Annotated in this window: 13 protein-coding genes; 1 reads left to right on the top strand and 12 read right to left on the bottom strand. The window is 58.0% G+C overall.

Features of this window, described 5'->3' with window-relative positions:
* Positions 1–196: 196 nt before the first annotated feature.
* From ACFFT4_RS07665 to ACFFT4_RS07705, 9 genes are all read right to left on the bottom strand, one after another.
* Positions 197–1,267 (bottom strand): DUF3048 domain-containing protein, encoded by a 1,071-nt coding sequence (locus ACFFT4_RS07665; RefSeq protein WP_378046453.1) that lies wholly within the window; start codon positions 1,265–1,267, stop codon positions 197–199.
* 191 nt (positions 1,268–1,458) lie between these two features.
* Positions 1,459–2,331 carry a sugar phosphate isomerase/epimerase family protein gene (locus ACFFT4_RS07670; RefSeq protein WP_378046455.1) on the bottom strand — a complete coding sequence of 291 codons (873 nt, stop codon included), beginning with the start codon at positions 2,329–2,331 and terminating at the stop codon, positions 1,459–1,461.
* Between the two features lie 38 nt (positions 2,332–2,369).
* Positions 2,370–3,185: a carbohydrate ABC transporter permease gene (locus ACFFT4_RS07675; RefSeq protein ID WP_378046457.1), complete on the bottom strand. Its 816-nt coding sequence runs from the start codon at positions 3,183–3,185 to the stop codon at positions 2,370–2,372.
* A complete protein-coding gene (locus ACFFT4_RS07680) occupies positions 3,182–4,063 on the bottom strand; it encodes a carbohydrate ABC transporter permease (protein WP_378046459.1) in 882 nt (293 codons plus the stop codon). The genes ACFFT4_RS07675 and ACFFT4_RS07680 overlap by 4 nt, the downstream gene beginning before the upstream one ends.
* 99 nt (positions 4,064–4,162) lie before the next feature.
* Positions 4,163–5,470 (bottom strand): ABC transporter substrate-binding protein, encoded by a 1,308-nt coding sequence (locus tag ACFFT4_RS07685; protein WP_378046461.1) that lies wholly within the window; start codon positions 5,468–5,470, stop codon positions 4,163–4,165.
* Between the two features lie 174 nt (positions 5,471–5,644).
* Complete coding sequence (locus ACFFT4_RS07690; RefSeq protein WP_378046462.1) at positions 5,645–6,832, bottom strand: response regulator transcription factor; 1,188 nt, start codon at positions 6,830–6,832, stop codon at positions 5,645–5,647.
* Positions 6,810–8,723 (bottom strand): cache domain-containing sensor histidine kinase, encoded by a 1,914-nt coding sequence (locus tag ACFFT4_RS07695; RefSeq protein WP_378046463.1) that lies wholly within the window; start codon positions 8,721–8,723, stop codon positions 6,810–6,812. The genes ACFFT4_RS07690 and ACFFT4_RS07695 overlap by 23 nt, the downstream gene beginning before the upstream one ends.
* A gap of 145 nt (positions 8,724–8,868) precedes the next feature.
* The gene (locus ACFFT4_RS07700) at positions 8,869–9,696 is read right to left on the bottom strand and encodes a class I SAM-dependent methyltransferase (protein WP_378046465.1); all 828 of its coding nucleotides are present in this window, start codon (positions 9,694–9,696) and stop codon (positions 8,869–8,871) included.
* Positions 9,697–9,822: 126 nt separating this feature from the next.
* Positions 9,823–10,644 (bottom strand): alpha/beta hydrolase family protein, encoded by an 822-nt coding sequence (locus tag ACFFT4_RS07705; RefSeq protein ID WP_378046467.1) that lies wholly within the window; start codon positions 10,642–10,644, stop codon positions 9,823–9,825.
* A 153-nt stretch (positions 10,645–10,797) separates the two neighbouring features.
* Here ACFFT4_RS07705 and ACFFT4_RS07710 point away from each other — a divergent pair, with 153 nt between their 5' ends.
* On the top strand, positions 10,798–11,037 hold the full coding sequence (locus ACFFT4_RS07710; RefSeq protein ID WP_378046469.1) for a hypothetical protein: 240 nt from the start codon (positions 10,798–10,800) through the stop codon (positions 11,035–11,037).
* Between the two features lie 214 nt (positions 11,038–11,251).
* On the opposite strand, the gene ACFFT4_RS07715 is transcribed toward ACFFT4_RS07710, so the two are convergent.
* The 3 genes from ACFFT4_RS07715 to ACFFT4_RS07725 all read right to left on the bottom strand — a co-directional run bounded on the left by ACFFT4_RS07715 (position 11,252) and on the right by ACFFT4_RS07725 (position 15,163).
* A complete protein-coding gene (locus ACFFT4_RS07715; RefSeq protein WP_378046471.1) occupies positions 11,252–13,249 on the bottom strand; it encodes an AbfB domain-containing protein in 1,998 nt (665 codons plus the stop codon).
* A gap of 63 nt (positions 13,250–13,312) precedes the next feature.
* Complete coding sequence (locus tag ACFFT4_RS07720; RefSeq protein ID WP_378046472.1) at positions 13,313–14,272, bottom strand: glycoside hydrolase family 43 protein; 960 nt, start codon at positions 14,270–14,272, stop codon at positions 13,313–13,315.
* A gap of 18 nt (positions 14,273–14,290) precedes the next feature.
* Positions 14,291–15,163, bottom strand: coding sequence for a carbohydrate ABC transporter permease (locus ACFFT4_RS07725; RefSeq protein WP_094046932.1), 873 nt, complete (start codon positions 15,161–15,163; stop codon positions 14,291–14,293).
* Positions 15,164–15,171 lie beyond the last annotated feature (8 nt).

Raw genomic sequence — 15,171 nt, forward strand, 5'->3', positions numbered from 1 at the left:
AGGTGTTGAGGTGTTGAGGTGTTGAGGTGTTGAGGTGTTGAGGTGTTGAGGTGTTGAGGTGTTGAGGTGTTGAGGTGTTGAGGTGTTGAGGTGTTGAGGTGTTGGGAAGCAGCTTCAGCCTATGGCAGTAAGGAAAAAGCATTCCCGCAAGTTGCTTGCGGGAATGCTTCGCTCATAAGACGTTATTGACAAGTAATTATTGATAAGTCATGTAATCGCTCATCGGCTTCGAGGTCGGAACGACGTGGAAATACGTAATGCCCGGTACGAACGGCAGCTCTTGACCGTCCTTGACGAGCCGGATAACGTCGCCTTCCCGGCGCTCCCACTGGCAAGGAATTGCTTTGCCTTTCTGGAACAGGATCGCTTCTCCTCCCTTGTCCAGATCGACAATCAATCTCCCTACGTCGTCCTTGATATCGTGCTTGGCGGACAGAACGACCAGATTGCTCGCCGACAGCTGCTCGCCGTTGTTCAGGTCGGTATGGGGCTCGTCGTTGATCGAGCGATAATAGAGCTCCTTGGCGCTGTCGTAAGCATAGGAAACCTTATAGCTGGCCAGCAAAAATTTGATGTCGACGTTCGTCGCGTCGGACGCCCCGACCAGCGCCGGAGGATTGTCGTTAAACGTCAGCAGGGGCACGTTCGCCGTGTTCGAGTATTTCCGCTTCTCCGCTCCCTCTCGCAGCTTTTCCAGCGTTGTATAGACGTTGTGGGGGGCTTTGCGCGTCTTCTCCCGATAGAAGTAGGCGCCCGCGTTCGTGATCTCGTCCAGATCCTCTTTCTTCTGCTTTTGCAGAATCGCGAAGCCGTCGTTGCTCGCCCCCGCATGCACGAGCACGCCGTTGTAAAATTCGCCGACTTGAATATAATAGGGGCGGATGCTGCGGACCGGTCCGATCGGTTCGGCAAACTCCTTGCTCTGGAACACGGCGACGAAGCGCGTAATGCCTCCTTCGGCAAGCAGCTCCCATACGATATCCGCCTGGGTCATGCCCGATTGGGGTCTGGCCGGCGCAAGGTTGTTGATCATGACCGAGAAAGGCCGGTTCGTCACTTCCTGCTCCGCCGGCAATCCCGTCAAGGGCGCCAGGAAAGCCGCGACAGGCGGCGACGGGGACTCGCTCGGAGATTCGGAAGCGCTTGCGGTCGGAAGCGCGGTCTCCGTCGGCGGCGCTTGCGTCTCCTTCGACCCGCCGCAGGCGGTCAACCCTACGATCGCGGCTGCCATCGTCAGCTGCATCGCGATTCGCATTCGTTGCGTCATGCTCATTCTCCCTTTCGCATGTATGTACTCTACCATTAAACCATATCGAGCACATGGGGAAAAAGGGTAAAATTACTTTTATTGCGTCCGATTCGGTCGATCCGTGCGGAGGAACCTGTCGCTGCTCCTCTTCGCGCTATTTTCTCGTTTACGAGCCTGACGCAAGGTTCGCTCCCGCAAATCTATGGAATTCAAGCCTCGTCCCACAGTCTGCGAACATTGTCCAAGCCGATGGCGGTTCCTTCCCGGCTTTCCTCCATGCCTTCGAATTCCAAAGTCAGATAGCCGTCGTAGCCGGAACGTTTGATCATTTTGAGCAGGCTCCTTACCGGCAGGTCTCCCTGGCCGAATATCGCGCCTCTCAGGAAGTTGCCGTTCGCGGTGCGGAACCACTTCCCCTCTCCGGGATTCTGGTCGGCCAACCGATAGTAGAAGTCCTTCACGTGCACGATCGAGGCCAGGGGCAAATTTTGGGCGACGCCGATCAGGGCCGGCTCGTCGACGCACAGGAAGTTGCCTATGTCCAGCACCGTCCGGAAATTCTGGCGGCTCACCCCGGCTACGACCCGCTGAACGCGGTCGCTGTGCTGCACGCCCCAGCCGTGGTTTTCGATATTCGTTGCGATGCCGCGCTCGGCGGCGTAGTCGGCGACGAGTCGGCAGCCCTCGACGATTCGCGGCAGATTCTTCTCGAAGCGCGAGATGTCGGCTTCCGCCTGAGGGATCGTGAACGGCACGACGTCGTGCCGCATGGAGCGGATTCCCATCGTATGCAGCAGGTCCACATGGCTCTTCAAGCGCTCCACTTCGGCCAAGAAGTCTTCGTCCGATTCGTGCGCGAAGCTGGCCGGCAGCGCGTAGTTGGACAGCTCGAGACCCAACTGCATCGCTTTGAGGCGAACCCGCTCCGCCAGTTCTCCGTCGTCGATCAGCGAATAACCGTAAGGCACAAGCTCCACATGCTCGCAGCGCTGCTCCTTGGCCCATTCCAGAACGTCGAGAACGGTCATCTCCCCGCCGCGCAGCTTGTCGACCAGACAATACGTGCTTATTCCGAGTTTCATCCTCTCTCCAAGTCCCCTTTCCTTTTTCCGCCGACGATTCAGCCTTTGACCGCCCCGCCGACCAGTCCTTTAATAATAAACCTTTGCACGAACATATACAGCAAAGTAATCGGCATGGCGACCAGCGCCGATGCGGCGAACAGCTGCGGCCAGTTGGCGGAATACTGCGTTTTGAAGAACATGAGCCCGATCGGCAGCGTCCGGCTGTTCGGAGACGACAGGTACACGAGCGGACCGAAAAAATCGTTCCACGAATTGATCGCGATCACGATAATGCAAGTCGAAGTTACCGGCAGCGTCAGCGGAACGACAACCTGCCAGAAGATCCGTATCGGCGAGCAGCCGTCGATCGTCGCCGCCTCCTCGATCTCCAGCGGAACGGTTTTGAAAAACTGGAAGTACAGGAAAATCGGCAGCGCCATCCCCCCGGCCACTTGAACGATCGAGAGGCCCAGGTGCGTGTTGAGCAGTGACAGTTCCCGCAGCAGCAGGAAGGACTGGATCGTTCCGGCGAAGCCGGGCAGAATCATGCCAAGAAGGAAATAGGAGAAAAACCAGTCGGCCCTCCAGGCCCTTCCGTGCCGCAGCGCGTACCCGGCCAGAATGGCGCACACCAGCGTCACCGACAAGGAAACGGCCAGCACGGTTACGCTGTTCGTGAAATAGAGGACGAGACGTCCGACCTCGATCGCCTGCGGATAGTTGCTCCAGTGATACGTTTCCGGCAAAGCCAGCGGATTCAGCGTTCCCGACGAACTTTGCAGCGATACCGTCGCCAGCACGAACAACGGAACGAGAATGACGGCCAGGCAGACCGCGACGATCCCGTAAGAAGAGATTTTGGCCGCTCTCATTGCTTGACCTCCCATCTGCCCAGCGCCCGGATGATCGTGACCGTCACCAGCATGATGAGAACGGACAGCAGAATGGCCATCGCCGTTCCGTAGCCCGGCTGCGACGTCTTGAACGCGAATTGATAGATCAGCGTCCCGAACACCTGCGTCGAATTGGCCGGTCCACCCTGCGTCATGACCCAGATATGCTCGAACTGCTTCATGTTCCCGATGACCGACAGAACCGTATTGACCGTGATGGCCGGCACGAGCAGCGGCAGCGTGATCCGGAAAAACTTCTGCCGGGCGTTGGCCCCGTCGATACTGGCCGATTCATAAATGTCGGATGAAATTCCCTGCAGTCCGGCCATGTAGATCATCATCGAGTAACCGGTGTACTGCCAGATAATGACGAACGAGATGGCGTAGATTGCCGTATCCGTGCGGCCCAGCCAGTCGATGCCCGCCAGCGTGTCCAAGCCGAGCGCCTCGAAGAATTTGGGCAGGAAGCCGACGAACGGCGAGTACATATAGCTCCAGATATAGCCGATGACAACCGTATTCAGAATGGCCGGGTAAAAAATGACCGCGCGCATCCAGACGACGCCCCGCAGCTTCTGGTCGAGCAGGACGGCCAGGAAGATGGAGATCGCGTGCTGGACGGCGATAACGACGACGGATAGAATCAACATGTTCCGCAGCGCGGTGGCGAACAGCGGATCGGAGAAGACGTTCCTGAAGTTGTCCAGGCCGATCCAGTTCGCGCTGAAGGAAACGCCCTTCCAGTCGGTGAAGCCGTAATAAAGCCCGCTGACGATCGGCCCCGCGTAGAACAGCGAATACAGCAACAGCGCGGGAGCCAGGAACAGAAGAAAGGTTTTCAGATTCAGTATTCTCATAAGGTCCCTCCCGTGTATGGCGAAGCAGGCCGCGAAGAAGCAAAGACCCGGGCTTCTTTCCCCGGGTCGGAGCTGTCCATTCGCGCCTTGCGCGGCGGATTACTTGTAGTCCTTCTCCTGCGCCTTCTGCATCTCTTCCATCAGCTTCGCCAAATCCGGCTTCTGCTTGAGCAGAATCTGCTGCAGCATCGGGAAATACGCCGGCTCCATCGAAGGCGTCAAGCTCGGGAAGATCGTCGAAATATTCGACTCGATGCTCTTCGTCAGCTCTTCCGCGATCGGATGATAGGTCGGGGAGGTGCCTCCGACGACGGTGACCGCCGATTTCGTGTCCTCGGACCACAGCTTGGCCGTCTCCGGTTGAGCGATGAAGTCCATGAACAGCTTTACTTCCTCAGGATGCTTGCTCCAGGAGATGCCGGTGAAAATGTTGTCCGAGATCAGATTGACGACGAGCGGATCGCCGGCTTTGTTAAGCGGGATCGGGAACGCGCCCACCTCGAACTCCTTGAAGTCCGCGGGAAATTCGTCCAGCGCCCAGCTGCCCATCGGATACATCGCGGCCTTCCCTTCCTTGAACACCTGCACGACTTGAGCATTGCCCAGCCCGACCGAATTTTCGAGGAAATATCCCTTGTCCGCCAGCTCGCTCAGAGGGCCGAAGAAATCCGCGAATTCCGGATCGGTCCACTTCTTCTCCCCCGAGGCCAGCTTCTCGAACACGAGAGGGTCCTGGTGCTGATAAGCGCCGAATTGGCCGCTCGACATGAACTGGGTCGCCCAGGCGTCCTTGCCCCCCGTCACGAACGGCGCGAGCCCGCTGGCCTTGATTTTCTCGCTGACGTCCAGCAGCTCCTCCCAGGTCGTCGGAACGTTTAAGCCAAGGTTCTGGAAGATATCTCGGTTGTAAAAAACGACAACGGCGTAATAGTTGTACGGCACGCCGTAGGTTTTGCCGTCCACGGTGCCCAGTTGAACGGCGGACTCCAGATAATTGCCCTTCCAGGCTTCCCCGGACATGTCCATCAGCACGTTCTGGTCGACATACTCGCGCATCTGGTTCGGGAACATCCAGACGATGTCCATGTCGGCCTTGGAGACGATTCTCGTCCGGATGACCTCCCGGTACTGGTCGGCGATCTGGTCCGGCTCCACGGTAATGTACGGATATTGCTCCTCGAACTTCTCGAGCACCTTCTGGCTGAGCGGATTCCAACTGGAAATTTTCAAGGTAACCGGTTGTTTGTCCTCTCCCGAAGGGGCCGGCTTGGACTCGGACGCCGACGGACTCGCCCCGGAGCTTCCCGACGCGGGAGCGCCCGTATCCTTGTTGCCCCCGCACGCGGAGACGATAACCGAGACGGCCAATACGAGAAGCAGCAATGCGGAGAAGCGAGAATGCTTCATATCAAAACCTCCCTTTGATCTGTAAAACGCTTACAAGGTTCATTATAGAAGCGGTACGTCTCCCTCTCCATGAACGGTTTATGAGATATGGGCGCTTTGTTTTGCCCATTTTCGGGCTCGGTCATAAAAAAATGCACGATTTTTATGAAATCGTACATTTTATTGATCGTCGCTTCAGGAGCCGTTGCGGTATTCGATCGGCGATTGGCCGACAATTTCCTTGAACAGCCTGCTGAAATAATGCGAATGCGCGTAGCCGACCTTCTCCGCGACCTCGTAAATTCTCAGGTTCGTTAGACGCAGCAGCTCCTTGGCCCGCTCCATCTTTTTGCGAACGACGTAATCGCTGAAGTTGACCCCGGTTTCCTTGAGAAAAATCCGGCTCAGGTGGGCGGGACTGACATGGGCGAACTCGGCGCAGGAAGACAGGGATACGTCCTCGCAGAAATGCAGGTCGACGTAATCCATCGCCATGCGAACGGCCTGCCCCACATTCCCCTCGGCCTCCTCCAGTTCCCGCCGCAGCTCCCCGTACGCCGTCCTTAACCCGGGAACGTCGCTTGCAAGCGCGCCTCCGGAGAAAATCAGCGCAACGTTGAGCAGGTCGGCCAAATTTTTCTTCAGCTCCGCCAGGTATTCGCCCCAGGCCCGTTCTCCGCCGCGCGCCTGCGCCGGCGCCAGCCACAGCAGCTCGTCCCGCTCGCCGGCCGCGACCGCGCCTCCCCAATCGTGGGACACGTATTTCTCGATGAAGTACCGGGCGGCCGCGAAGCGCGAGCCGCCCTTCTCCGGCTCCTCTTCCCTGCCTCCCGTCGCCGGACGAATGCCGACCAACCGAACGCCGTCCGCCAACGGGAGCAGACCGTAAACGTCATACTGCCTCGCCAGCCGTTCCCCTTCGTCCGTTCCCGAGAGCAAAACTTTCAGAAACTCGTCTCTCTCCTTCTCCGTCGTTCCGGCCGGCGCCGAGGAAGGTCCGTACGTCCGTTCCAGATTGTCCAGCACCTTCTTCAGCATGTCGACGATCTCTTCCTTCGCCATCGTGGGCTTGTGCAAATAATCCGTCACGCCGAGCCGCAGCGCCTCCTGCACGTAAGGGAAATCGTCGTAGCTGCTGATCACGATGACCTGAATCCCGCCGCCGCGCGCTTTGATTTTCTTCGTTAGCTGAATTCCGTCCATCACCGGCATGCGAATGTCGGTCATGACGATGTGAATGTCCTCTTCCTCGATGATTTTCCAGGCTTCCTCGCCGTTGGACGCTTCCGCCTTCCAGACGACGCCGTAGCTCTCCCAATCGACCAGGTAACGCAATCCGATCCGGACGATCGACTCGTCCTCAACGACCAGCATGTTCCACATCGCCATTCTCCCCCCTCGGTTGGTACGGGAGAAGCAGAATTGCCTTCGTCCCCATACCGGGCGCGCTGTCGATCGTCAGACCGTAGGCCGCCCCGTATCTGAGCCTGATGCGTTCCCGGACGTTCCGGACCCCGATGCTTGTTTCCCCGTCCGCGGCCGGATCGTTCAATTCCTTAAGCTTGGCGGCGTCGATGCCTTGACCGTCGTCGGCAACGACGATGCGCAGCATGCGCCCCTCCTCCGCGACCTCCGCCGACACCTCAATGCGGAGCTGCCGCTCCATGCCGCTCGGCCCGTGGAAAATCGCGTTTTCCAGCAGCGGCTGCAGCAGCATGACCGGCACTTGGGCCCTCAGCGCGGCTTCGGACACATTCCATCGAACGACGAACCGGTTCGTGTAGCGAAGCTCCATCAGCAGCGTATATTCCTTGAGCAGGCCCAGCTCGTCCCCCAGGCTGACGAGGTCCTTGACCATCTTCATGTTGGAGTGCAGCAGCCTGCTGAGCGACTGCAGCAATCTGGCGATGTGATCGGACTGCTGAATGAGCGCCAGCATGCGAATCGAATTGATCGTATTGTACAGAAAATGAGGGTTGATGCGGGCGCGAAGCGCGTACAGTTCCGCGTTCCGCTTCTGCTTCTCCGACTCCTCGATCGAATTGACCAGCTCGTCCAGATGCGTCACCATCCGGTTGTACCGGAATTGCAGCTGGCCGATCTCGTCCTTTCTCTCGTAGGGAAGGAGCAAGGTCGATTCGAAATTGCCCATTTCCACCTTGCTCATCGACCTCATCAGGCTGCGGATCGGCTTGGACAAGCCCTTGGCCAGAAGCCAGGACACGCCCGCCGCTCCGATAAAAATAAACAAAACGACAAGCAGCGTCCATTTTTTGATCGCCGCGCTTTCCTGAAGCAGCTCCTCCCGGTCGACCAGCAAATAAGTCGTCCAGCCGGTGTATTCGTTGAATTTCTCCACGCCGTTCCAGGAGCGGTGGTTGCCGCCCACCGTCGACTGCAGGCGGAAGGCGTTCGCGGATTCCGAGCCGCCCCCGTCTCCGCTCCGGGCGCTTGCGTACTTCGACACCCCTCCGCCTGCGTACTTCGATCCCTCTCCGCTCTCGGTGCCCTGCCGATTTTGCGAGTAGCGGGATTCCAGCAGCTTGTCCGTAATTTCCGGCTCCGAGGAGTAGACGTAACCGTCGGAAGCCGCCACGGTGACGTGAACGTTCTTGAAGCTGAGCGAACGGACCGTCTTCTGGATAAACGCCGGCTTGATGTCGACGGCCACGACGGCGGCGGGCTTGAAATCCCGGTCGATCAGCTGCCGCGCGATCGTGATCGTCTTGAACGCGGCTCCGTTGAATTGGGCCTCGTCGCGAAGGCCGGAGATGACCAGCCCGCCCTCCCTGTCGAGCGCTTGCCTGTACCACGTCTCTCCGAATGGCGTGTAATCCGGGTTGATGGATTTGTCCCCGCTCGTCCGATAACCGTAGATGCTGCCGTTCGTTCCGTAGAACAGCATGCCTTCGATCATCGAGTTTACGGAGGGATACGCGGTAATGAGCTGGATGAGCCGCTGTTGGTTGGTTAACTCCCGATAGCCCCACTGGTCTCTTGGCGAGAACGGCGAGGCGATGATCTCGAAGATTTCTTCCGTGGAATAGGGGAGCATGCTGTAGCGTTCGAAATCCTGGACCTGCTTCTCCAGCGTATTGTTGAACTGTCCGATAATGACCTGCAGATCCTCGTTGACCCTTTTTTCCAGAGAATCCGCCGACTGCCGATACGCAATCAGCCCCACGCTGGCCGTGGGGACGACGCATAGCATATAGATCGCGCATAAAAGCTTGGTCTGGAAGCTCAGACCGTTCCACCATCTCGGAAGCATCATTGTCCCTCTCCGTCCCGTTCGTCTCCTAACCCTAGTTTAGCGGTCTTGGGACGAATTCGACAGATAGGCGGCTAACTTTTTCGGGGATAAAATGAACTTGATCGTCCAGAAAAGACTTACAAAGCTCGCGTTGAGCCGGCAAAAGTTACCGTTTGGTTAACCAGAACGACCCGCCCTGGGAGGGCACGCCCTGCGGTCCTATCGCTCCAAGAACCGTCTGCGCGAGAACGGCCAACGTCGGATCCCGCGAGACGTAATGGCTCGGAAACGCCACCTCGTACGCGGGCTCCTCGGGCCGCTGCGCCAGGAGGCAGGCCGCCAGCATGTACTGCTCGTTGTAGAACCGGTACGCCCAAGACGCCGGATAGTCCTCCGGCAAGAAAATATCATGAAAATGAATGGATACGCCGGCCTTCAGGCGCGGCAAAACCTCCAGAAATACGATATTCGCATCCGAATTCTGAAACACGTAATGGCTGCTGTCCACGAACAGCACGTCCCCCGCCTCCAGCTCCTCGAACAACGACAAGTCGGTTTCCTCCAGCGGCTTGCGCACGACGCGGCTGCAGATCGCGTCGATCTCCTCGCGGGGGAACGGATCGATCGACACGATCTCCGTCGTCAGCCCGTGATCCGCGGCGGCGCGTTTGGCGAACATCGTGGAATTGCCGGAGCCGATCTCGTAGTAGCGGTTAGGGCGGCGCTCCGACACGAGGCCGTACAGCGCGAGCGCGTCCAGGCCGCTGAACCATTCGTTGTTCCAGGAGGGCTGCGTCGGATCGGTTTCGTCCCGATCGTAAGGAATAGCGGCCAGCTGAGCGGCATAACGCGCAAAAGCCCGCAATTCGGTCTCGTAACGCGACCGATTGCCGGCGATTATCGCATGGAGCGGACCGTGCGGCGGCTGCTCGCCGCCGAACCGGGGCTTTGGGGTTATCGGATAGTTGACGTAGATCGGATAGAGCGCGCTCATCCTATCGACTCCTCTCATCCTATAACCGTATTCTCTATAACCCGCTAATGTGTCCGCTCGCACCTGCTTTTACGCATGCTCGGATTTCTTCTTCAAGACGCTTCGGCGCCGTAACGGTCCGATACGTTAGATGCTCCAATGCTGCCAATCCTGCTGCCGCTTCTCGTGGCTGGCCAGCCAATCCAGCGTGGACTGGTACAGCTCGTTTTTATGCACGCCTTGGGAGTAGGTATGATCCGCCTGGAAAAGAATGTTTTTGTCGCAGCGGCCATCGCCCCGCAGCCAGAACGTCTTCTCCAGCAGGAAGCTATAGTCTGCCGGAATAACGTCATCCGATGTGCCGTGCGCGATAAAGACATCTCCGTGGAATTTCGACGCTTCCTGGAACGGCTGGTGCTGCTGAAGCGATTCGAAAAACTCGGGCTTCAGCTTGTAGCCGAGGTAATCCGTTTGCCCCTTCTTGACCGTATCGTCGTACGTTTCCCGTCCCACGATTTTCACGATGTCGTTAAACGGATAAGCGACCGGCGACCACAGCGCAAGCGACTTCACCCGGCGGTCCTTCGTGCCGGTCAGCAGGGCGACGGCTCCTCCCAGGCTGTGTCCCAGCAGCGTTACTCTGAGCGGGTCCACGCAGTCGAGGCTTAAGCCGTAATCCAGCACCGAGCGCGTCTGCGCGATCATCGAGTCGAGGCCGTGCTCGCCGTACACGCCTTCGCTTTCCCCGCAGCCGGCATAGTCGAAGCGAATGACGAGAAAACCTCGTTTGGCCAGCAGTCGGCCCGCCTGCAGGAACAGCCGATCCACCCCGATCCGGTTGCCGATGAAGCCGTGGCAGATGACGACGAGCGGCATCTTCTTCTCCGGGCAGGCTCCGTCCAGAACCGGGTAATGTATCGCAGCCGTCAAGGCGAGATTGTCGTGGTAGATCGTAATTGGCTTTTCCATGATCCAAACCCCATTCCCATATATTCCGATTAAAATAGTATGAATTAAAAATATCATCTCCCTCGCCTTCTGTCAACCCTAACTTAGCCTCATTCCTTCGGGTGTGTTTGATGTTATAATGGTTACAATTAGTTTTAAAAGGAGTTGTCGATCATGGCTATAAGTAAAGAACGCTTTAATAAATTACTTGAACGATTGTCCGATAAGGATCTTGAGTTGGTTTCGGAATTAATGGAACGTCTTTTGCAAGCTTCGCCTACGCAGAGAGTAATTCCGCTTGATGACGAACCCACTACTCAAGATGACGTAAATGCCATAAACGACGCACATGAAGCTTACTTAAAAAACGAACTCATCAATCTTAAGGATGTTGAGCATGAATTACGAAATTAAGTTCCATAAGGATGCCTACAAGTATCTTCAAAAGCAGGACCTCGTAACCCGCAATCGCATTCTGGACCATCTGAAAACGAACTCATCATAATCGTAATCAAGATAGGCTCACGAGGCGATGTATATTAGTCTGTAGGATGTCCCCCTCCCTCCACACGCCGAAAAAGAGCCAAGAAACCGCCCTGGCTCTTTCCGCATATCCCGCTAACGGTTTTTACTTCACATAGAATGTAGCGTCCGCCTGGTCGAGCGCCGTCGTAATCGACGAGATCTCCAACGCTCCGCTTCGATGTCTCAAGTAAGCTCCCGAAATGTTGTACGATTCGAACGAGGCCGCCCATCCGCTGCTGAATCCCGTGCGCAAGCGCCAGGTGGCGTCGTTCTTGTACAGCGCCGTGTTGGCGTACGGATCGAGCCATACTTGCCCGTCGCGATGACGCAAATAGTTGCCCGGATACGTCACTGACTCGATCGACACCGCCGACGGATCGGCCAGCCCCGGCACGAGCCGCCACTGCGACTCCGGCGCGTACTGGCCGCCGTCGATCTTGCCGCGCCCCGCGTCGACGCGAACGAAATTGCCGATATTGTAGCTCTGCAGCTGATTAACCGGCGTTTCGACGTCGATCCGCTGCAGCTTCCAATTCTGCGTGTCCAGCCCGTTCGCTGTCCATTGAATGACCTTCGTTCCGGCCGGAGCCCCTCCGCCCGCGTTGTCCAGCATCAGTCCGCTGTGCTCGTTCATGCTCGTATAATAGCCGTTGCCTTTATAAGCGAACTTCCAGCGCTGCGTATCCAGATAATTGTCTGTCCACAAAATGACCTTCGTCCCCGGAGCCGTCGCCCCGTTCGGATCGTCGAGCACAAGACCGGTATTCACGTTCATGACCCGGAAGAAGCCGTTGCTCCTGTAATCCGTCACCCACCATTGCGTGTTGAGCCCCAGATCGTTCCACTGGATCACCTCCGTGCCGGCCGGCGCGCCGCCTCCCGCATTGTCCAGCACCAGGCTATTGTTCTGGTTGATCAGCTTGTACGTGCCGCCCGATACGATGGAAGAGTCGCCGTTCATCTGCGCGACGTTCGCCCTGATCTCGTTGCGGCTGCCGACCTTGACCGTGTTGATCTCCAGCAGCAGCGAATGGTCGAGCGGCAGCAGCGTCCCGCTCCAGGCGGCGGGCGTATTCTGGTTGCTTCCCTTGACGGTCAGCGGCGCGTCGACCAGCGACCAGGTCGCGCCGTAATCGGCGCTGGTGAACATTTTATTGGCGGTCGGCACGACGTCGGTCATGCCGCGCACGTAGAACCTGCCGTTCGGGCTGCCGTCGTCCACGTACGCAATCTCCGGCGTCTGCGAAGCGCGGTAGATGCCCGTGCCGACGACAGTGCCGAGATCGGTCGGACTTCCCCAGTTGATCCCGTCTGTCGACGTCTTGAACCGGACAGCGAAGTTCGGGGCGGCCCCCAACATCTCGAAAAACATAAAGTACGTCCCATTCTTAGCCCTAACAACCCGAGGCATGCCCGGACGCCAATCCCAGTTCGTGGCGCTTCCGACGGTCAGGCTGTAGTTCCCCCAGGTCAGCCCGCCGTCGCTGGAAATCTCCTGCGCAAGCGCCTGATTGTAGCCCGGCTGTCTCTCGTCCGAGTAGTAGCAGATGAGCCGACCGTCGGAGGTGATCGCGAACTCCGGCTCCCAAGTGCGCTTCGTGCCCGCCGTTCCTCTCGGCGCCAGTTGGCCGTGAAGCTGCCACGTCGCTCCGTTGTCCGTGCTTCGCCAAATATGGATCGTATAAGCCGAGGTGTTGTCCCAATCCGTCGAAGCGAACAGCAGCGTACCCGCGGGGTAAGCCCCGACCTGCTGCGGCAGCACGTATAGCGTCGTCATCCCTTGCTGGTCCCGGTTCAGCCCGTAAGCGTTCGGATCGATCTGGCTGAGCAGCGACCACGTTCGGCCGTTGTCGGTGCTGCGATAAAACGGGAACGGCTGCATGCCGACCCAGCCTGTGTTACCGGGAAATCTTCTGGTGAACGTAGAGAGAATATCGCCGTTGCCCAGCTTGACTGCCCTCGCGTAATAAGGCTCGGTTTCGGTCGCGCTGCTGTATACGACCCATCCGGTCGAGGCCGCCTGCACGGACATGCCCGCAAACAGCGACGACGACAGCACCAGCGTTAAAACAACAAGCAGTACTCTTCGGAAACTTCTCATTTTCTCTTCCTCCTCGGCAGGATGAATGCGGGATTGCGAAGTTCCTTCCTTTTTAACGCCAATTCATATCCTCTCGCCCGCGGGAAGCGCGATGTCGTGCGAATCGCTCAGCGGCGCCCCGAAGTCCGGCGTACCGTCCGGTCTCCATCCGAACTTCTGCACCCGGGTGCTGCGAAGCCCCGTGTCGGCTCCCGGAGCGGGCAGCGCGTGATATACGATCCAATCCTCGGTTCCGTCGGGCGATAGGGTAAAGCTGTTATGTCCGGTAGCGTAAACGCCGTTTTCCGCACTCTTGCGAAACACCGGAACGGGAGACTTGGCCCACGAAGCGGCTTCCATCGGATCGGCATCCTCCTTCATCGTGAGCATGCCCAGGGAGTAATCCTCGGACCAGGTCGTGCTGGCCGAATAGACGAGAAATATAAAGCCGTTCCTGCGTAAAATAACAGGCCCCTCGTTGATCGCCATCCCGCCCTGTTTCTCCCATTCCAGCGTCGGAGCCGAGAGCAGCGCATGTCCCCCGGCAAGATCCAGCGTCCACGGATTCGCCATGCGGACGATGAAGATGGCCGAGCCGTAGTCGGGGTAATGTCCGTATCCGGCATACAGGAAGTACAAGCGTCCCCCCAGTTCCATGACCGTCCCGTCCAACCCGGGCAGAGGCGTCTCGAGCGTTCCTTTCCAGCTCCATTCCCCTTCTGTCGGGTCGGCGGCGCCATTTTCCAACACGCAGATTCTCCTGGACTCGTCCCCGCCTCCGTCGTTGGCCGTGTAGTAGATGTACCACCTGTCTTCCAGCCGGTGCAGCTCCGGGGCCCACAGGTTGTGGCTGTAAGGACCGTTCTCCTCGGGAATCCACACCTTCTTCTTAAGGCCGGCGGCGATCCCCGTCATCGAGGCGGATTTCGTAATTTCCAGACAGCCGAACTGCGTGGACATGAAGTAGTAATAGCCGTCGCTATGCTTGAGCAGCCAAGGGTCGGCCGCCTTCTCGACGATCGGATTGCGGAAGGTTGCGTTCATCGGTTCGTTCTCTCCTTTTTACCCCTTCATTCCGGTCAAGGTAATGCCCTCGACGAAGTATCTTTGCGCGAAAAAGAACAGCAGCAGCGACGGAATCAGCGCCAGCACGGAGCCGGCCATAATGTACGTCCATTGCGAAGTGTAGAAGCCCTGGAACGAAGCCAGCACGAGCTGCAGCGTGAACTTCTCGGGAGTGTTGATATAGATGAGCGGCCCGAGAAAATCGTTGTAGCCGGCCAGGAAGCCGAGCAGCCCTTGCGTGATGACGGCGGGTTTGGACAACGGCAGCATGATCCGGAGGAAAATATGGAGCGGATTCATCCCGTCCACCTTGGCCGCTTCCTCCAGCTCCTTCGGAATGGTCATGAAAAACTGCCTCAGCAGAAACACCGCCGCAGCCGCGCCGAACATTCCCGGCACCATCAGCGGCAGCCAGCTGTCGATCCAGCCGATGTGCTTGAACAAAATAAACGTCGGAATCATCGTGACGACGCCCGGAATCATCATCGTGGCCAGCAGCAGCGTGAACAGGACGTTTTTCGCCGGGAAATCCATCCTCGCGAATGCGTTGGCCGCCAGCGCGCTCGTAAACAAACCGACCAGGCAAGGCAGCGAGATGACCAGCAGCGTGTTCAGAAATCCTTTTAGAATATCGGCTTCCGTCAATACGAAAACGTAATTCTGCCATTCGAAGACCTCGGGTATCCACTTGGGAGGCATTTCGAACTCGCGTCCTTGCTCCTTCAGCGACGTCGACAGCATCCATAGGAAGGGAATGGCCATCACGAGTGATCCCGCCGTCAGGAACAAGTAAGCGAAGGCTTGGCGGACCTGCTCGCCCGCTCTCTTTCTCCTCTGCCTGGCGCTCCTTGCGATTGCGGCATTCGACATGCGCGTCC

The organism is Cohnella cellulosilytica, from assembly GCF_042431195.1.
GTDB lineage: Bacteria > Bacillota > Bacilli > Paenibacillales > Paenibacillaceae > Cohnella > Cohnella cellulosilytica.